Annotated in this window: 16 protein-coding genes and 1 other RNA gene; 8 read left to right on the forward strand and 9 right to left on the reverse strand. The window is 65.3% G+C overall.

What is annotated here, in order from left to right:
- Positions 1 to 108: 108 nt before the first annotated feature.
- Positions 109 to 423: an EthD family reductase gene (locus ACFOPH_RS14110; protein WP_379735915.1), complete on the forward strand. Its 315-nt coding sequence runs from the start codon at positions 109 to 111 to the stop codon at positions 421 to 423.
- A gap of 116 nt (positions 424 to 539) precedes the next feature.
- Here ACFOPH_RS14110 and ACFOPH_RS14115 read toward each other — a convergent pair whose 3' ends face one another.
- The 7 genes from ACFOPH_RS14115 to ACFOPH_RS14145 form a co-directional block, all read right to left on the reverse strand.
- Positions 540 to 878 carry a rhodanese-like domain-containing protein gene (locus ACFOPH_RS14115; RefSeq protein WP_312550964.1) on the reverse strand — a complete coding sequence of 113 codons (339 nt, stop codon included), beginning with the start codon at positions 876 to 878 and terminating at the stop codon, positions 540 to 542.
- A gap of 9 nt (positions 879 to 887) precedes the next feature.
- Positions 888 to 1,274, reverse strand: coding sequence for a hypothetical protein (locus tag ACFOPH_RS14120; RefSeq protein WP_312550966.1), 387 nt, complete (start codon positions 1,272 to 1,274; stop codon positions 888 to 890).
- Positions 1,271 to 1,588: a metalloregulator ArsR/SmtB family transcription factor gene (locus tag ACFOPH_RS14125; RefSeq protein ID WP_379735918.1), complete on the reverse strand. Its 318-nt coding sequence runs from the start codon at positions 1,586 to 1,588 to the stop codon at positions 1,271 to 1,273. Before ACFOPH_RS14125 ends, ACFOPH_RS14120 begins: the two co-directional genes overlap by 4 nt.
- Before the next feature lie 263 nt (positions 1,589 to 1,851).
- The gene (locus ACFOPH_RS14130; protein WP_379735920.1) at positions 1,852 to 2,313 is read right to left on the reverse strand and encodes an EVE domain-containing protein; all 462 of its coding nucleotides are present in this window, start codon (positions 2,311 to 2,313) and stop codon (positions 1,852 to 1,854) included.
- A gap of 97 nt (positions 2,314 to 2,410) precedes the next feature.
- Positions 2,411 to 2,592: non-coding RNA, 6S RNA (ssrS, locus tag ACFOPH_RS14135), on the reverse strand.
- 46 nt (positions 2,593 to 2,638) lie between these two features.
- A complete protein-coding gene (locus ACFOPH_RS14140) occupies positions 2,639 to 2,950 on the reverse strand; it encodes a cell division protein ZapA (RefSeq protein WP_312550970.1) in 312 nt (103 codons plus the stop codon).
- Entirely contained in the window at positions 2,947 to 3,189 is a 243-nt protein-coding gene (locus ACFOPH_RS14145) for a hypothetical protein (protein WP_312550972.1), read from the reverse strand. Before ACFOPH_RS14145 ends, ACFOPH_RS14140 begins: the two co-directional genes overlap by 4 nt.
- A gap of 528 nt (positions 3,190 to 3,717) precedes the next feature.
- Between ACFOPH_RS14145 and groES the strand changes: the two genes are divergently transcribed.
- From groES to ACFOPH_RS14170, 5 genes are all read left to right on the forward strand, one after another.
- Positions 3,718 to 4,008, forward strand: coding sequence for a co-chaperone GroES (gene groES / locus ACFOPH_RS14150; RefSeq protein ID WP_312550974.1), 291 nt, complete (start codon positions 3,718 to 3,720; stop codon positions 4,006 to 4,008).
- A 45-nt stretch (positions 4,009 to 4,053) separates the two neighbouring features.
- Positions 4,054 to 5,700: a chaperonin GroEL gene (gene groL / locus ACFOPH_RS14155; RefSeq protein WP_312550976.1), complete on the forward strand. Its 1,647-nt coding sequence runs from the start codon at positions 4,054 to 4,056 to the stop codon at positions 5,698 to 5,700.
- 116 nt (positions 5,701 to 5,816) lie between these two features.
- Positions 5,817 to 6,254, forward strand: a complete 438-nt coding sequence (locus tag ACFOPH_RS14160) for a UPF0158 family protein (protein WP_379735923.1) — start codon at positions 5,817 to 5,819, stop codon at positions 6,252 to 6,254.
- 210 nt (positions 6,255 to 6,464) lie between these two features.
- Positions 6,465 to 7,739, forward strand: a complete 1,275-nt coding sequence (locus tag ACFOPH_RS14165; RefSeq protein WP_312550979.1) for a lipopolysaccharide biosynthesis protein — start codon at positions 6,465 to 6,467, stop codon at positions 7,737 to 7,739.
- Positions 7,740 to 7,989: 250 nt separating this feature from the next.
- Positions 7,990 to 8,460: a hypothetical protein gene (locus ACFOPH_RS14170; protein WP_312550981.1), complete on the forward strand. Its 471-nt coding sequence runs from the start codon at positions 7,990 to 7,992 to the stop codon at positions 8,458 to 8,460.
- 424 nt (positions 8,461 to 8,884) lie between these two features.
- On the opposite strand, the gene ACFOPH_RS14175 is transcribed toward ACFOPH_RS14170, so the two are convergent.
- Together ACFOPH_RS14175 and ACFOPH_RS14180 are read right to left on the reverse strand one after the other, a co-directional pair.
- Positions 8,885 to 10,741, reverse strand: a complete 1,857-nt coding sequence (locus ACFOPH_RS14175) for a glucokinase (RefSeq protein WP_312550983.1) — start codon at positions 10,739 to 10,741, stop codon at positions 8,885 to 8,887.
- Entirely contained in the window at positions 10,741 to 12,369 is a 1,629-nt protein-coding gene (locus ACFOPH_RS14180) for an alpha-glucosidase family protein (protein WP_312550985.1), read from the reverse strand. Before ACFOPH_RS14180 ends, ACFOPH_RS14175 begins: the two co-directional genes overlap by 1 nt.
- Before the next feature lie 257 nt (positions 12,370 to 12,626).
- On the opposite strand from ACFOPH_RS14180, the gene ACFOPH_RS14185 reads away from it, so the two are divergent.
- Both ACFOPH_RS14185 and ACFOPH_RS14190 read left to right on the forward strand, forming a co-directional pair.
- Positions 12,627 to 14,219, forward strand: a complete 1,593-nt coding sequence (locus ACFOPH_RS14185; protein WP_379735927.1) for a POT-type proton-dependent oligopeptide transporter — start codon at positions 12,627 to 12,629, stop codon at positions 14,217 to 14,219.
- 352 nt (positions 14,220 to 14,571) lie between these two features.
- On the forward strand, positions 14,572 to 17,292 hold the full coding sequence (locus ACFOPH_RS14190; protein WP_379735929.1) for an alpha-1,6-glucosidase domain-containing protein: 2,721 nt from the start codon (positions 14,572 to 14,574) through the stop codon (positions 17,290 to 17,292).
- Positions 17,293 to 17,306: the final 14 nt, after the last annotated feature.

Raw genomic sequence — 17,306 nt, forward strand, 5'->3', positions numbered from 1 at the left:
TCGCGCAGACGCATCGGACGCCGAGCCCAACGCGCCGCTTGCAAAGCGCCCGCCATCGGTGCACGATGTCTTCCCATACTTGAGTTACCCACCACCAGGAGGCAGGCGATGATCAAGGTAAGCGTGATGTACCCGAACGGCCCGGAAGCCCGATTCGACGAAGTCTATTACCGGGACCAGCACATGCCCATGGTAAAAAGCCTGATGGGTGACTATTGCAAGTACTACACGGTCGACAGGGCGATTCCATCCGGATCGCCGGACACGAATGCGCCGTATATCGCCATGGGCCACCTGTTTTGCGAGTCGGTCGAGGCCTTCCAGGCCGGCTTCGGTCCGCACACGCAGCAGATCATGGCCGACATTCCGAACTATACGAACCAGAAGCCGGTCATCCAGATCAGCGAAGTGCTGGTCGGATAAGAGCGCCTAAAAACACCTCCATGGCTGCGTTGCATCGTCTCGCCGTACAGGTGTACTGTCTTCGACGCTACGCCTTGCCCTGAAGGTGTTGTTAGGCGCTCTAAACCGGCCCCGGCTCAGTCGCCGCTTTCGACCGGCAAGCCGGCGCCCAGCCAGCCGCTGATGCCGGCCGACATCACGCGCACGTCCGCGTAGCCGAGCTTGCCGGCGCGGCGCGCGGCCTGGGGCGCCTTGCGGCACAGCGGATTCGAGCAATAGAACACCAGCGGCGTGCCCCGGTCCGCCGGCAGCAGGCCGGCGTCGAACTCCGGCGCCAGGTTGAGCGCGCCCGGCACCCGCGCCTGCAGCCAGGAGCGGCGCGCGTTGACGTCGACCACGGTCAAGCCGCCCTGCCCGATGCGCCCGTGCAGTTCCCGCGGCGCGATCGATTTCAAGCCCATCAGCATTGCGAACATGGCGCCTCCTCAAGCACGGGCCGCGCCGACGCAGCGCAGGATGGCGGCCAGCAGGGACAGCCCGAGCAGGCTGCCGCCGATCAGGTGCATCGACGCCAGCGGCGCGAACAGGGCGGCCAGCATGTAAGCGAGGCCGCCCAGCACCAGGCTCCAGCCGGCGAAGCGGCGTGCGGCCTGTTCGCGTTCGGGCGCGCAGCGCAGGCGGGCCAGGCTGGTGAGCGACTTCGGGATCACGTTCGCGTAGAAGACGACGATGGCGCCGAGCAGCACGCCCATGAAGCGCGGCGCCAGGTCGGCATCGATGTACGCGGGCGTGGCCCAGCGCAGCGCGCCGGCAACGGCGAGGATGAGTCCCGCGCCCAGCAGCGCACGGCCATACGGTAGAGCAGCGTTCATGGTTTCTCCTGTGTCGATCGAGCTTCGGGATGGCCGTCGTCCGGCCGCGTGACCTGCAATCCAAACGTCCGGGCAAACGCCAACAGCGCCTCCTCGAGCACCGACAGCTTGAGGCGATAGGTGACGTTGCGCCCCTGCTTCTCGGCGTCGATCAGACCGGCCGACACGAGCACCGCAAAGTGCGCCGACATGGTCGGCTTGGAGACGTCGAACATCTCCGCCAGTTCACCCGCCCCGATCGGGCCGCGGTCCTGCAGCAGTTGCAGGACCTTGCGGCGGGTCGGGTCGGACAGGGCTTTGAAGACGGTGCTCATGGTTTGATTATTAGCCAATTATCTAAATATCGCAAGCAGTTTGACGCTTGTCGTGGTGCAGGCGGCGATTGGACGCGTGGACGATGGAAGGCGCGGGAACGCTGGCAATGCTTGGTCGCGTGGGCAGCGAAGCTGCCCACCTTGGAGCGCCTAAAAAAACCTCCATGGCGGCGTTACATCGTCTCGCCGTACGCTCGTACTGTCTTCGACGATGCGCCTTGCCCTGAAGGTTTTGTTAAGCGCTCTTAATGACAGACGGCGAATCAGTTGCGGATCAATTCGAGGTTCTTGTTCCACTGGCCGGTCGTCACCGGCGAAATGGACAGGCGGCTGCCTTTTTGCAGCAAGACCATGTCGTCGAGTTCGGGAATGGCGCGCATCTCGGAGAGCGGCAGGTAGCGGCCCTGCTCCACCGCTTTGACGTCGACGGAAATCCAGCGCGGCTGTTCGTGCGTGGCTTTCGGGTCGAAGTATTTACCCTGGCTATCGAATTGCGACGCGTCAGGATACGGGCCGCTCGCGACCTGCGCAATACCGGCGACGCCGGGCACCGCGCAACTCGAGTGATAAAACAGGACACCGTCGCCGGGTTGCATCGCATCGCGCATGAAATTCCGTGCCTGGTAATTGCGCACGCCGAACCAGGCGACCGTTTGCCCGGGTGCGGCCAGGACGTCGTCGAAACTGACTTCATCCGGCTCGGATTTCATCAACCAATAGCGCATCGCTGCTTCACTCCATGAAAAAGACACGCTTTTCCAAAAAGCGCGCGGACATAAAAAAAACGGCTGCGTGCAAATGCGCGCAACCGTCTTTTGGAATAATAGCCCCGCCTGTGCCGTTTATGCCGGCATCCCAGAACCTGACGGTTCAAGGTGGTCGCAGTTAGCTCAATTTCGGGTTCGTCGGACTAGCGACGCTCACGCCCATCGAACATGATCCCGCAACCGATGCACAAAAATGGTTCAAGGAATATATGGCAATCTCGAACACCGCAGGGTGCCTCGCAGTTTACTCGCTTGAACCGGCATGTCAAACGAATTTGGACCTTCAGGGCAAATTTTCTTGCGGCGCCAGGGCCTGGTCGAGCACGCTATGCATGGCGGCGAGTTTTTGTTTCACTTCAAGCATCGTCATGTCCGACAGCGGACCTTGCGGCGACTTGACCGACAGGAATTCGGCAGCCACGCTCAGCGCCGCCATGACGGCGATGCGGTCGGTGCCCTTCACCTTGCCCGAGTCGCGCAGTGCGATCATCTTGCCATCGAGGTAGCGCACGGCGTCGCGCAGCGTTGCCTGCTCGCCTTCCTTGCAGGCCAGGCGGTAGGGCTGGCCCATGATCGTAACGTCCAGGTAAATCATCGGGTGGCCTCGGTGTCGGTCGGTTCGGCGTCTTCTTCTTCCCCGGCCGGCGCGGGCAATTGCTCGATCACGGCTTCCAGCCGGCGCTGGGCCTCGACCAGACGCTCGAGGAGCGCCGCGTTCACTTCGTTGAGCACGACATTGGTCTGCTGAAGATGCGCATTCTCGCTGCGCAACGCCCCGACGAGCCCGGCGAGCCGCTCGATCTTGTCAGATAGGTCTTGGAATTCGGAAATCATTCGTAACTATAGGACTGATAAGGTTTGACAGTCAACAGGATAGCGTGTTGTGCGGGCCTTCGTAGGGTGGGCTCTCGAGCCCACGCGGATTGAACGCTTGCAAAGCGCCATCCCGGCCGGGAGTCGATACTGCAAGCGACTTCAATGGAGGCGCCGCTCCTCAACCGATGAGACCGCGTGGGCACAAGTGCCCACCCTACGAGGATATTTCCAAACATCCTTGACCTCACTCAAGCACCCCGGCAACAGTGCGTCAACGCAGAATGTTTCAGTGCTACCCTTGCCGCCTTGTGTCTGCGGGGTAGACCCTGCGGGACAAGCGCCGCGTCACCTCGGCGGTTTGCGCTTTGACAAACGGTCGGGTGAATTTCACAACGGGTGCGCTTGAAATGCCCCATTATCGTCCCTATAATTAGCACTCGTTAGTAGAGAGTGCTAACAACTCTTTCGAGCCGCAGCGTCATTACACGATGCGGCATACAACGCAGATAAATAGCTAGTCCAAACCACTGAATAAAGGAGTTTTGCATGAACCTTCGCCCTCTGCACGATCGCGTTATCGTGAAGCGTCTCGACCAGGAAACCAAGACTGCCTCGGGCCTGATCATCCCTGATGCAGCGGCGGAAAAGCCGGACCAGGGTGAAATCCTGGCAATCGGCAACGGCAAGGTGCAGGACAACGGCCAGGTGCGCGCGCTGGAAGTGAAAGTCGGCGACCGCGTCCTGTTCGGCAAGTACTCGGGCCAGGCCGTCAAGGTCGATGGCCAGGAGCTGCTGGTGATGCGCGAAGAAGACATCATGGCCGTTCTGGTCTCGTAATCCTCCCTGAATAAAACAGTTCACGAATAACTGGAGAAATACAAAATGGCAGCTAAAGAAGTAGTGTTCGGCGACGCAGCGCGCGCCAAGATGGTCGAAGGCGTCAACATCCTCGCCAACGCAGTCAAGGTCACCCTGGGCCCGAAAGGCCGCAACGTCGTGCTCGACCGTGCATTCGGCGCACCGACCGTCACCAAGGACGGCGTCTCGGTCGCGAAAGAGATCGAACTGAAAGACAAGCTCATGAACATGGGCGCGCAGATGGTCAAGGAAGTCGCTTCGAAGACCAGCGACAACGCCGGCGACGGCACCACCACCGCGACCGTGCTGGCACAAGCCATCGTGCGCGAAGGCATGAAGTTCGTTGCCGCCGGCATGAACCCGATGGACCTGAAGCGCGGCATCGACAAGGCCGTCACCGCGACCGTCGAAGAACTGAAGAAGATCGCCAAGCCGTGCACCACCTCGAAGGAAATCGCCCAGGTCGGCGCGATCTCGGCCAACTCGGACGCATCGATCGGCGAGCGCATCGCTGAAGCGATGGAAAAAGTCGGCAAGGAAGGCGTCATCACCGTCGAAGACGGCAAGTCGCTGAACGACGAGCTGGACATCGTCGAAGGCATGCAGTTCGACCGCGGCTACCTGTCGCCGTACTTCATCAACAACCCGGACAAGCAAGTCGCCATCCACGAGAATCCGTTCGTCCTGCTGTGCGACAAGAAGATCTCGAACATCCGTGACCTGCTGCCGGTGCTGGAGCAAGTTGCCAAGGCTGGCCGTCCGCTGATGATCATCGCCGAAGACATCGAAGGCGAAGCGCTGGCGACCCTGGTCGTCAACAACATCCGCGGCATCCTGAAGACCGTTGCCGTCAAGGCTCCTGGCTTCGGCGACCGTCGCAAGGCCATGCTGGAAGACATCGCCATCCTGACCGGTGGCCAGGTGATCGCAGAAGAAGTCGGCCTGACCCTGGAAAAGGTCACGCTGGCGGAACTGGGCCAGGCCAAGCGTATCGAAGTCGGCAAGGAAAACACCATCATCATCGACGGCGCCGGCTCGGCTGAAGCGATCGAAGCACGCGTCAAGCAAGTGCGCGTCCAGATCGAAGAAGCGACCTCGGACTACGACCGCGAGAAGCTGCAGGAACGCGTGGCCAAGCTGGCCGGCGGCGTTGCAGTGATCAAGGTTGGCGCTGCCACCGAAGTCGAAATGAAGGAAAAGAAAGCACGCGTCGAAGACGCCCTGCACGCAACCCGCGCTGCCGTTGAAGAAGGCATCGTTCCGGGCGGCGGCGTGGCCCTGCTGCGCGCTCGCGCCAACCTGAACATCCAGGGCGACAACCCGGACCAGGACGCAGGCATCAAGATCGTCCTGCGCGCCATGGAAGAGCCGCTGCGCATGATCGTCCAGAACGCCGGCGAAGAAGCATCGGTCGTCGTCTCGGGCGTGCTGGCTGGCCAGGGCAACTACGGCTACAACGCCGCCAACGGCACCTACGGCGACATGGTCGAAATGGGCGTGCTGGATCCGGCCAAGGTCACCCGTTCGGCCCTGCAAAATGCAGCGTCGATCGCCGGCCTGATGCTGACCACCGACTGCATGGTCTCGGAAATCGCCGAGGACAAGCCGGCCGGCGGCATGGGCGGTATGGGTGGCATGGGCGGCATGGGCGGCATGGACGGCATGATGTAAGAGTCGTCGGCCCGACGGTCCGGCGCCTTTCGGTACCGGGCTGCCGATCCCACATCAAGCCCGCAGGTTCGCGCCTGCGGGCTTTTTCTTTGTCGACGCTTTTTTTGATCGCTAACATGACCATGCCATCCCTCCCCACAGTCAGCCTGGACGCCCTGCGCGACGCCCTGCTCTTCATCGACGACATGGACGGCGGCGCCGAAGCCTGGGTCGACCGCCGCAGCGGCGCCGTGCACGTCGTCGCCGAGGGCCTCGATCCCGACGAGCTGGCCCTGCCGGAAGACCTCGGCGACCCGGACCATTTCCTGGCCCTGCCTCCTTCGCGCGACCTGTGCATCGAGCGCGAACTGGCCTTCGACTTCGTTGCCGAGCACCTGCCGGCCGACGAACGCCTGGTGCGCGCCATGTTCACGAGGAAAGGCGCCTACCGCGCGCTGCGCGCGCTGCTGGCCGAACGCGGCGTGCTCGAAGCCTGGTATCGCTTCAAGGACAGCGCCATCGATGTCGCCCTGGCCGAATGGTGCGGCGACAACGGGTTGCATCTGCAGCAATAACCCGGCCGTGCATCCCGGCCACAGGTGCGCCATCGGCCGAGCAAGCTTCTTAACACCGTTTTACCTGGATTTACGTGGCGCACGCGATGCCGGTAAAAGGCCGCATCGCTGAGCCACGTACCATCTGCTCAACCTTTGGCAAACTGAGCAGATTATGGTCATGACCGACGCCGGCCCCTGTCGCGGCGCATCGAACCCAGGAACCGCCCCATGAGCAGGCCGCGGTCCGATTTCTGGAAGAACGTGCTCACCGTGCTGGCCGGCGCGACCGGGGCCCAGGCCCTGGCGCTGCTGGCGGCGCCGCTGCTCACCCGCATGTGCACGCCGGCCGAGATGGGCGCCTTCAGCGTCTGGCTGGGCGTGATCGTCGTGAGCTCGAGCGCCGCCACCCTGCGTCTCGAGGCGGCCATGGTCCTCGACCACGACCGGGCTCAGCAAGGCATCTGCTTCGGCGTGGTCGGCTATTGCGCGACCCTGCTGGCCCTTGCGCTCACCCTCGTCATGCTGATCGGACACGCGCTCGGCCTGCCCGTGCTGCGCGCCATGTCCCTGTTCGAACTGCTCAGCATCGGCGTGGGCACCTGGCTCACCGCCGCCATGCAGACCACGCTCGCGTACGCCGCCTCGCACAACCTGTTCGCCAAGGCGGCGAAGGCAAAGGTGCTGCAGTCCGCGACCATCGTCGTCAGCCAGCTTGCGCTGCTGTATGTCGGATGGAACAGCACCGGCTTGCTTACAGGGCAATTGATCGGATTAATCGTCGGACTCTGGACCGCACGGCGCCTGCTGGCGCCGCCCGCGGCACGCCTCGGGCTGACACTCGACCGCGGCCAACGCGCCTACTTCACCAGGCACCAGGCCTTCTGGCGCTATTCCCTGCCCTCGAGCCTGCTCAACAGCCTGGTCAGCTACCTGCCGCTGTTCATGATCGGCATCCACCACGGCGCCCTGGCCGCCGGCCTGTTCGCCCTGACCCAGCGCGTGCTGGCCGCCCCCACCGCCCTGATCGCCACCTCGATCCGCGACGTCTTCAAGCGCGAGGCGGTGCACCAGTTCCAGTCGCTCGGCCATTGCCGCGACGCCTATCGCGCGACCTTCAAGGCCCTGGTGCTGCTCGCCCTGGCGCCCTCGCTGGTCCTGTTCCTGTTCTCCCCGCAATTGTTTGGCTGGGTATTCGGTCCGGCCTGGCGCCCGGCCGGCGAACTGGCGCGCATCCTGGCCCCGCTGTGCTTCCTGGGCTTCATCGCCAGCCCCTTGAGTTATGTATTCTTCGTCGCCGGCAAACAGAAGATGGAGCTGCTGTGGCAGGTCGCGCTGTTCCTGATGACCTTCGCCGTGTTCGTTGCCCCCTTGACGCTGCACCAGAGCCTGCTGACGTACGCGATCGGCCGCTCCCTGCTCTACCTGGTCTACCTCTACCTGTCGCACCGCTACTCGCGTCCGCGCGCCATCGCGACTGCCGCCGCCCCGGTTCCGCATCCCTGAGCGGACAGCCGGCAAGGACCGGAACGACTGCGGCAGCCCGAACAGCTGGCTGGCCACCTGCAACGGCCGGCGTCACCGCCTGGTCGCCGATGAAGCGCTGGGGCGTCAAGGCGGACGACAAGGTCGGCGTGAAGAGATCGCGCAGGACCGATGGTTGATGTCCCTGGCGACCGGGCCGCTTCGGGTTCGATGATTGCTCCGTGACCACGCATCGTTTAGTATGGGCGCCACGTTTTCACGAGGCTTCACCATGACCACACGCGGCACGTCCACCGCCCTTCTTCGCCTGCTGACCGTTTCCCTTGTCGCCGCCGCCGCGCTGGCCGGCTGCAAGGACCGGCAAGCGCCCGCTCCCGCTCCTTCGCAGCCGGTCGTACAGCAGAAGGCCGAACCAATGGTGACCCGGGAACAGGCGATGGCGACGCTGATGGCGCTGCCGGAAGTGAAGACCTGGTCGGCCGAGATCGAGAAGCGCTCGAAGGGTAAGGCGCACGGCGCCATCATCGAGGACGACCAGCAGCCGCGCACGATCAACGGGCGCCAGTACTGGCAAATGAGTTTCGTCGAAAACCGCGCCGACAAGGTGCAGCGGCGCGAAAGCTTCCTGGTGGCGCAGACCGGCGACCAGATCCTGGTCGAAGACTTCGAGAACGATTCGGTGATGTCGCTGGACGACTGGCGGCGCGGGATTCACCGGATACAGCTGAAGTCGGCGGACTGAGGCGCTCCGGCACGATTGAGCGGCATCAAGCTCGGCCGTCAGGCGCCGGGTATCTTGGCTAGGCCGCTGACCGATCGCCACCGTTTTGCGGTAGACGCGTGGCCCACTCCTCCCTCGGTTGGCGGCACCTGCCGCCTGATCATTTCGCGCTTTTCAACTCGCGGTGCTGTTTCGAATTGCATGCGTCGTACCGCGTGGGCACAAGTGCCCACCCTACGGTAACCCGGGGACTCGCGGCTTTCTCGATTTGCATATGCTGTACAGCGTGGACTCGGGAGTCCACGCGGTACAACCCGTGAACACCACACGCGGTACGCGGTAGTTTCGTAGCGTGGGTATTCGTGGTGCTGGCATTTAGCCAGCCCCACTACCCATGCCGTGTCCCCGCTTGCATACCGCAGCCGGCGCACGGCAGTCCGAAAAATCATCCCCCCAGATGCGAAATCAGCATCCGGCGCTGGTCAACTTCCTCTTGCTCGCGCCCATTGTGCGCATCCACCGACAATCCCACCGCCATGATGTCGATGAGCAGCAGCTGCAGGATCCGCGAAATCATCGACAGGAAGCTGGTGCTGTCCTCGGCGTGGTCGACCGCCAGGCAGACGCTGGCCTTGCGCGCCAGCGGCGACTGGCTGTTGCCGATGGCGATCACGTCGGCGCCGGCGGCGCGGGCGATGTCGACCGCCTGCAGCAGCTCGGGCAGGCGGCCCGAGTTCGAGATGGCGATCACCACGTCGCCCGGACCCAGCAAATCCGCCGCCAGCGCGAACAGGTGGGCGTCGCCGTACAGCGCGGTCGGAATCCGGAAGCGGAAGAATTTATGTTGGCCATCGAGCGCCACCACGCGCGCATTGCCCATCGCGTAGAACTCGACGCGCCGCGCGCGGCTCACCAGGTCGATCGCGCGGTCGAGCGAGCGCACGTCCAGGCCGTCGCGGAATTTCAGGATCGCCGACACGGTGTTGTCGATCACCTTGGCCGACAAATCGTGGGTACTGTCGCTGTTGCGCACCTGGCTGTGGCGCACCGGAATGGCGCCGGTCAGGCTGCTCGCGAACTTGAGCTTGAAGTCGGCCAGGCCGAGGAAGCCGAGCGAGCGGCAGAAGCGGATCACGGTCGGCTGGCTCACCTCGGCCAGGCGCGCGATGTCGGCGATCGGCTCGTTCAGCACCAGGCGCGGCTGCTCCAGCACCAGGCTGGCGACGCGCTGCTCGGCCGGCGTCAGCTCCGGCTGCAGGTGCTTGATGCGTTCCATCAGCGTGTTGGCGCCGCTGCGCCCGCGCAGGTGCTCGGACAGGATGGTCGCCACGCCGTGGAAGGCCGGGTGCGGCGTGGTGATGACGTAGGTCGGAATGCTCGACAGGTAGCTTGAAAACCGCCCCTTCGCCTCGAAGCGGGCGCGGAACGGCGAGCGCGCGAAATATTCCGTCATGCGCGGCACGATGCCGCCGCCGATGTAGACGCCGCCAAAGGCGCCCAGCGTCACCGCCAGGTTGGCCGCGGCGCCGCCCAGCATGCCGCAGAAAACTTCCAGCACTTCCAGGCACAGCGGGTCGGCCTCGTCGAGCGCGCCGGCGACGATCTGCGCCGCCGTGCGCGCCCTGGTGTCCGCCACGCCGTTGCGCTGGGCCAGCGCCAGGTACATCAACTCCATGCCCGGTCCCGAGATCAGGCGCTCGTTCGAGACGTGCTGCCATTCGCGCCAGGCGTACTGCAGGATGGCGAACTCGCGCTCGTCGCTCGGCGCGAAGTTCACGTGGCCGCCCTCGCTGCCGAGGGTGACGAAACCGTCGGCGGTCGGGATCAGGCCCGACACGCCCAGGCCCGTGCCCGGACCGAGCACGCCGATCACCGAGCCGGCGGCCGGCTTGCCGTCGCCCACCTGCAGCAGGTCCGCGGACTGCAGCACCGGAATGGCCATCGCCAGCGCCGTGAAGTCGTTCACCACCAGCAGCGTCGACAGGCCCAGCTCGCGCCGCAGCGCCTCGGTCGAGAATTCCCAGGCGCGGTTGGTCATGCGCACCTGGTCGCCGTGCACCGGATTGGCCACCGCGAAGGCGGCGTGGTGCAGGCCCGGGCCGTCATGCTCGGCCAGGTAGTGCCGCAGCAGCGGCCCGATGCCGTCGAAGCGTTCGCACTCGAGCACCGCGACCGAGCGGAACACGCCGGGCGCGGTCTGCAGCGCGAAGCGCGCATGCGTCGCGCCGATGTGGGCCAGCAGGCGCGGGCCGTCGGCGAAGGCGGTGCGCGCGAACTTCTCGGGCTCCTGCCCGCTCTCCATCAGGCGACCTTACCGAACCAGGCGCCGTAAGGCGGCAGCGTGACGCGGCCGTTGGCGGCCTCGCCCGGCAGGCCGTGGCCTTCGAGGACCTGCGCGTTCGCCGACTCCGGCCAGTCGAACGACACGGGTTCGTTCGACAGGTTGAAGGCGGCCAGCACGGTCGGCTCGCCGTCCAGCGTGCGGCGCAGCGCCAGCACCGGTTCCGGCGCGTCGAAGAAGGAGATGCCGCCGCGGGTCAGCTGCGGCAGCGCCTGGCGCCAATGGATGATGCGGCGCGCGGCGTTCAGGGCCGAATCCTTGTCGGCTTCCTGTACCGATGCGGCGGCGGCGATGTGCGGCGCGGCCGCCGGCAGCCAGGGCGTGCCGGTGGTGAAGCCGGCGTTCGGGGTCTCGTTCGTCCACGGCATCGGCGTGCGGCAGCCGTCGCGGCCCTTGAACTCGGGCCAGAAGGTGATGCCGTAGGGGTCCTGCAGCAGTTCGAACGGCACGTCCGCTTCCGGCAGCGCCAGCTCGTCGCCCTGGTACAGGCAAGGCGTGCCCTTCAGCGACAGCTGCATCGCCAGCACCATCGCCGCGAACGCGGCAGGCGCATCCTCGCCCTTCCAGCGCGTCACGACGCGGATCGCGTCGTGGTTGCCGACCGACCAGGAGGCCCAGCCGCCCTGCACCCGCGCCTCGAATTCCTCGACCTGGGTGCGGATGTGCCTGGCCGTGAATTCCGGGGTCAGCAGGTTGAAGCTGTAGGCCATGTGCAGCTTGTCGCCGTCGGCCGTGTACTCGGCCATGCAGGCCAGGGCGTCGTCGGCGCCGACTTCGCCGATCGACACCGCGCCGTATTCGTTCAGCAGCGCGCGGATCTTCTGCAGGAAGGCGATGTTCTCCGGACGCGTCTTGTCGTAGATGTGCGCCTGCATGCCGTAGGGATTGACGTCGGTGACGGACGCCGTGTCGCGCTTGGTCGCCGGCGGGTTGCTGCGCAGCCCGGTGTCGTGGAAGTGGTAGTTGCAGGCGTCCATGCGCACGCCGTCGACGCCGCGCTCGAGCCAGAAGCGCAGTGCGTCCAGGTGGGCCTGCTGCACGTCCGGGTTATGGAAGTTCAGCTGCGGCTGGCTGACCAGGAAGTTGTGCATGTAGTACTGCTTGCGGCGCGTGTCCCACTGCCAGGCGGAGCCGCCGAAGACCGACATCCAGTTGTTCGGCGGGTTGCCGTCCGGTGCGGCGTCGGACCAGACGTACCAGTCGGCCTTCGGATTGTCGCGGCTGGAGCGGCTTTCGACGAACCACGGGTGGGCGTCGGCGGTGTGCGCCATCACCTGGTCGATCATGATCTTCAGGCCCAGGCTGTGCGCCTTGGCGACCATGGCGTCGAAGTCGGCCAGGGTGCCGAACAGCGGATCGACGTCGCAGTAGTCCGAGATGTCGTAGCCGAAGTCCTTCATCGGCGACTTGAAGAAGGGCGACAGCCAGACGATGTTCACGCCCAGGCTGGCAATGTAGTCGAGCCTGGCGGTGATGCCGGGGATGTCGCCGACGCCGTCGCCATTGGTGTCGAGGTAGCTGCGCGGATAGACCTGGTAGATGATGGCTTCGCGCCACCAGTCGTTCTGTTGCGTGGGAGTCTGGGTCATGATGGAGGTTCGGTAAGTGATTCGGTTGGTGGTTTTTACGCAATATACAGCAGCTTTTTCAACTTTACAATCTGGAGCAGGAGCGCGTATATATGCGAATTTCCTTTGCATTCAAAGGCTTGCGTGCAAATAGTATTTGCAGTCTGCACAACAAAAGTAGCTAAACTACGGTTCAGTGAATCAAGCATTATTTTCCTGTTGCAAAGACCCTGCCGGCGTCATAGCATCCCGGGTTAATTCACTTCCAGGACGAGTCCATGAACCAGCCGACCACGCCCTCCAGCGGGCGCATGCCCCGCCAGATCCCGTACATCATCGCCAACGAAGGTTGCGAGCGCTTCAGCTTCTACGGGATGCGCAACATCCTGACGCCCTTCCTGATCTCGACCCTGCTCTTGTTCCTGCCGGAGTCCGAGCGCACCGGCGAAGCCAAGCACGTGTTCCACACCTTCGTGATCGGCGTCTACTTCTTCCCGCTGCTGGGCGGCTGGCTGGCCGACCGCTACTTTGGCAAGTACAACACCGTGTTCTGGCTCAGCCTCGTGTACTGCGCGGGCCACGCCTGCCTCGCCATCTTCGAGGACAACGTCAAGGGCTTCTATCTCGGCCTGGCCCTGATCGCGCTCGGCTCGGGCGGCATCAAGCCGCTGGTGTCGAGTTTCGTGGGCGACCAGTTCGACCAGACGAACAAGGACAAGGCGAAGATCGTGTTCGACGCCTTCTACTGGATCATCAACTTCGGCTCCTTCTTCGCCTCGCTCCTGATGCCGCTGTTCCTGAAGAACTACGGCCCCTCGGTCGCCTTCGGCATCCCCGGCATCATGATGTTCATCGCGACCATGGTGTTCTGGAGCGGGAAGAAGAAGTACGTGCACGTGCCGCCGGCCGCGCCGAACCCGCACTCGTTCTCGCGCGTCTCGCGCACCGCCCTGTCGACCAACGGCCCGGGCCGCACCGTGGCGATGGTCGGCCTGTTCGGCGCGATCGCTTCGCTCCTGATGTCCCCGCAGTGGGGCTTCGTGATCGCGGCCTGCACCGCCCTGGTGCTGCTGCTGGCCTTTGTCGGCGCCGGCATCTCGATGCAGCTCGAACGCGCGCGCGGCCACCATCCGGACGAAGCGGTCGACGGCGTGCGCGCGGTGCTGCGCATCCTGGTCGTGTTCGCGCTGGTCACGCCGTTCTGGTCGCTGTTCGACCAGAAGGCCTCGACCTGGATCGTGCAGGCCAATTCGATGACCACCCACTTCTCGGTGTTCGGCAACGAATTCACCCTGCTGCCGGCCCAGATGCAGGCGCTGAACCCGCTGCTGGTGATGCTGCTCATCCCCTTTAACAACCTGGTGCTGTTCCCGCTGCTGGAAAAGTTCGGCCTGCGGCCAACGGCGCTGCGCCGCATGACGGCCGGCATCGCCTTCTCGGCCCTGTCGTGGCTGGTGATCGGCGCGATCCAGGTCTCGATGGACGCCGGCACCCCGACCTCGATGGCCTGGCAGATCCTGCCCTACGCCTTGCTGACCATGGGCGAAGTGCTGGTCTCGGCCACCGGCCTCGAATTCGCCTACAGCCAGGCCCCGGCCTCGATGAAGGGCGCGATCATGGCGCTGTGGAGCCTGGCCGTCACGGTCGGCAACCTGTGGGTGCTGGTGGTGAACGCGGCGGTCAAGAACGACGCCGTGGTGAATTCGATCGCCGACTCGGGCCTGTCCGTGATCGCCTTCCAGATGTTCTTCTTCGCCGGCTTCGCGGCGCTGGCCGCCATCGCGTTCGGGCTGTACGCCAAGCGCTACAAGATGGTGGACCACTACCGCAGCAGCGAAGGCACGAAGGCGCCGGCGGCGGCCAAGGTCTGAGCCGCCTCGCCGCGGCGGGATGCCGCCGCCGCGGCACGTAGGGTGGGCACGCCGTGCCCACGCGTTACGCACGTACCGGTCATCGTTGGCGGAGAAGTGTCGCCCGCGGGGTGACCGCCAGCCGCGATACCGCATGACGGGCTTCGCTCATCGCTAACGAGCGACATACCGCTGCAGCAGGTGCAAGGATGCACCCGTAACGCGTGGGCACGGCGTGCCCACCCTACAAGTGCCGGGCTTTCAGCAAACCCTAGTAAAATTACATCAGCAGTCTACCCCGGCTCAGCTGATCTCTAGAGTGTCATCTAGCAAAGCTGTAGCAAAATTACGTCAACCGTAACCTCAGCCGAACATGATTCGATACGCTCGCCTCCCCGTCCTCCTCGCCGCCGCCTTCAGCGCCTCCGCCCACGCCGCCATTCCCCTGGAGACCTGCGACAGCCCCGCCTTTGCGCAGACGCTGGCCGCGGCGCCGCAGGCCTTCGAGGCGCGCGCCGTCTGGCTCGACCGCCGGCTGGCGAAGTGGCCGGGGGCGCCGCGCGATCGCAGCTACCGGCTGTACCACTCCCCGACTTCCAGTATCGAAGCGAAGGTGGGCGGCAAGGTGGCCGGCGCCGCCGGCGCGCTCCAGCTCGACGTCGTCAACGCCGTCCCGCCGGATGCCGCCGAACGCTTCAAGTACGTTCCCGATGGCGCCGTGCTGGCGGTGCGCGAGGCCGATCTCGAACGCCTCCCGTCCCTGCACCGCGAACAGCTGGTGCTGGTGCGCGAGGGGCCGGACGGCACGGTCCTGGCCGCGACCCGCCTGCAGGCGGCCGGCGCGCTCGACGACCTCTACGCCGAAGCCGGGCAAATATCCGATCTCGGCGCCACGCCGACAAAAAAGCACACCGGCTTCAGGCTGTGGGCGCCGACCGCGCAGCAGGCGGCCGTGTGCGTGTTCGAGACCGGCAGCAGCCGCGCCGGCACCGTGTACCAGCTGAGCCTCGACGCCGCCACCGGGGCCTGGAGCGCCCAGGTCCCGGGCGATCTCTCGGGCCGCTACTACAGGTACGCCGTCGACGTGGTCGCCGCCGGCGCCGGCGTGGTGCGCAACCTGGTCACCGACCCGTACTCGGTCAGCCTCACCACGGATTCGCAGCGCAGCTACATCGCCGACCTCGACGCGCCCTCACTCAAGCCCAAAGGCTGGGACAAGGAGAGCGCGCCGCGCACCGTAAAAGCCGCCACCGACATGGCCGTCTACGAACTGCACGTGCGCGACTTCTCGCGCGACGACGAGACCGTGCCGCCCGCGAAACGCGGCAAATACGCGGCCTTCGGCGAAGCGGAGTCGAACGGCATGCGCCACCTGAAGGCGCTCGCAAAAGCGGGCATGACCGACATCCACCTGCTGCCGGTGTACGACATCGCGACCATCCCCGAGCGGAATTGCGCGCTGCCGCGGCCAGCGGGTGCGCCGGACGGCGAAACCCAGCAGGCGCTGATCCGCAAGACCGCGCACACCGACTGCTACAACTGGGGCTACGACCCCTGGCACTACAACGCGCCGGAAGGCAGCTACGCCAGCGACCCGGCCGACGGCGCGCGCCGCATCGTCGAATTCCGCGAGATGGTGATGAACCTGCACCGCGCCGGCCTGCGCGTCGGGCTCGACGTGGTCTACAACCACACCTTCGTCGCCGGCCAGGACGGGAAATCGGTGCTCGACCGCATCGTGCCCGGCTACTACCACCGCCTGGATGCCAAGGGCGGCGTCGAGCGCTCGACCTGCTGCGACAACACCGCCACCGAGAACCGCATGATGGGGAAACTCATGATCGATTCGAGCGTGCTGTGGGCCAAGCACTACAAGATCGACTCCTTCCGCTTCGATTTGATGGGCCACCAGCCGCGCGACACCATGGAGCGCCTGGAAGCGGCGGTGAACAAGGCGACCGGCCGCAAGGTCCAGCTGATCGGCGAAGGCTGGAATTTCGGCGAAGTGGCGAACGGCGCGCGCTTCGTGCAGGCCTCCCAGCTGTCGCTGAACGGCAGCGGCATCGGCACCTTCAGCGACCGCGGGCGCGATGCGGCGCGCGGCGGCGGCGCGGGCGACGCCGGCGACGCCGTCGTCAGGCAGCAGGGCTGGATCAACGGCCTGGTCTACGACGCCAACGCCAGGGCCGGCGAGCGCCCGGCCAGCGAGCTGCTGCGCACCGCCGACATGGTCCGCATTGGCCTGGCCGGCACCCTGCGCGCCTACCCGCTCACGACCTACGACGGCAGCACCCGCAAGCTGGAGGATATCCGCTACGGCGACCAGCCGGCCGGCTATGCCAGCCAGCCGGGCGAGACCGTCAACTACGTCGAGAACCACGACAACCAGACGCTCTACGACAGCAACGCGCTCAAGCTGCCGCTGGCGACCACTACCGCCGACCGCGCCCGCGTGCAGGTGCTGGGCCTGGCGCTGACCGCCTTCAGCCAGGGCGTGGCCTACTTCCACGCCGGCTCGGACATCCTGCGTTCGAAATCCCTGGACCGCAACAGCTTCAACTCGGGCGACTGGTTCAACCGCCTCGACTGGACCTACCAGACAAATTACTTCGGCACCGGCCTGCCGCCCGCCGACGACAACGCGAAGGACTGGCCGCTGTTCAAGCCGCTGCTGGCGAATCCGGCCCTGCGCCCGGAACCGCGCGACATCGCCTTTGCGCGCGACGCCTTCCGCGACCTGCTGGCGATCCGCGCCAGCTCGACCCTGCTGCGCATGCGGTCGACCGACGACGTCGTCCAGCGCCTGCGCTTCTTCAACACCGGGCCGAAACAGGAGCCGACCGTGATCGCGGCGCATATCGACGGCCGCGGCTATACGGGCGCGCGCTTTGCCGGCCTCACTTACCTGATCAACGTCGACAAGGTCGCCCACGTCGTGGTCGACCCGCAGGCCGCCGGCCGCCGCATGCGGCTGCACCCGGTGCACACGGCAAAGACCGCAGGGGACAAGCGCGCCGCCAGCGCCGGCTACAAGAGCGACAGCGGCACCTACAGCATTCCGCCGCGTACCGCCGTCGTCTTCGTCGAGGATTGAGGAGCGGGCGCGGC

This window comes from Massilia haematophila (assembly GCF_042647645.1).
GTDB lineage: Bacteria > Pseudomonadota > Gammaproteobacteria > Burkholderiales > Burkholderiaceae_D > Telluria > Telluria haematophila.

What these genes read in the sequence shown, in the direction of transcription:
- ACFOPH_RS14110 (WP_379735915.1), top strand. Translation starts at nt 109, where the DNA reads ATGATCAAGGTAAGCGTGATGTACCCGAACGGCCCGGAAGCCCGATTC.
- ACFOPH_RS14115 (WP_312550964.1), bottom strand. Translation starts at nt 878, where the DNA reads ATGTTCGCAATGCTGATGGGCTTGAAATCGATCGCGCCGCGGGAACTG.
- ACFOPH_RS14120 (WP_312550966.1), bottom strand. Translation starts at nt 1,274, where the DNA reads ATGAACGCTGCTCTACCGTATGGCCGTGCGCTGCTGGGCGCGGGACTC.
- ACFOPH_RS14125 (WP_379735918.1), bottom strand. Translation starts at nt 1,588, where the DNA reads ATGAGCACCGTCTTCAAAGCCCTGTCCGACCCGACCCGCCGCAAGGTC.
- ACFOPH_RS14130 (WP_379735920.1), bottom strand. Translation starts at nt 2,313, where the DNA reads ATGCGCTATTGGTTGATGAAATCCGAGCCGGATGAAGTCAGTTTCGAC.
- ACFOPH_RS14140 (WP_312550970.1), bottom strand. Translation starts at nt 2,950, where the DNA reads ATGATTTACCTGGACGTTACGATCATGGGCCAGCCCTACCGCCTGGCC.
- ACFOPH_RS14145 (WP_312550972.1), bottom strand. Translation starts at nt 3,189, where the DNA reads ATGATTTCCGAATTCCAAGACCTATCTGACAAGATCGAGCGGCTCGCC.
- groES (WP_312550974.1), top strand. Translation starts at nt 3,718, where the DNA reads ATGAACCTTCGCCCTCTGCACGATCGCGTTATCGTGAAGCGTCTCGAC.
- groL (WP_312550976.1), top strand. Translation starts at nt 4,054, where the DNA reads ATGGCAGCTAAAGAAGTAGTGTTCGGCGACGCAGCGCGCGCCAAGATG.
- ACFOPH_RS14160 (WP_379735923.1), top strand. Translation starts at nt 5,817, where the DNA reads ATGACCATGCCATCCCTCCCCACAGTCAGCCTGGACGCCCTGCGCGAC.
- ACFOPH_RS14165 (WP_312550979.1), top strand. Translation starts at nt 6,465, where the DNA reads ATGAGCAGGCCGCGGTCCGATTTCTGGAAGAACGTGCTCACCGTGCTG.
- ACFOPH_RS14170 (WP_312550981.1), top strand. Translation starts at nt 7,990, where the DNA reads ATGACCACACGCGGCACGTCCACCGCCCTTCTTCGCCTGCTGACCGTT.
- ACFOPH_RS14175 (WP_312550983.1), bottom strand. Translation starts at nt 10,741, where the DNA reads ATGGAGAGCGGGCAGGAGCCCGAGAAGTTCGCGCGCACCGCCTTCGCC.
- ACFOPH_RS14180 (WP_312550985.1), bottom strand. Translation starts at nt 12,369, where the DNA reads ATGACCCAGACTCCCACGCAACAGAACGACTGGTGGCGCGAAGCCATC.
- ACFOPH_RS14185 (WP_379735927.1), top strand. Translation starts at nt 12,627, where the DNA reads ATGAACCAGCCGACCACGCCCTCCAGCGGGCGCATGCCCCGCCAGATC.
- ACFOPH_RS14190 (WP_379735929.1), top strand. Translation starts at nt 14,572, where the DNA reads ATGATTCGATACGCTCGCCTCCCCGTCCTCCTCGCCGCCGCCTTCAGC.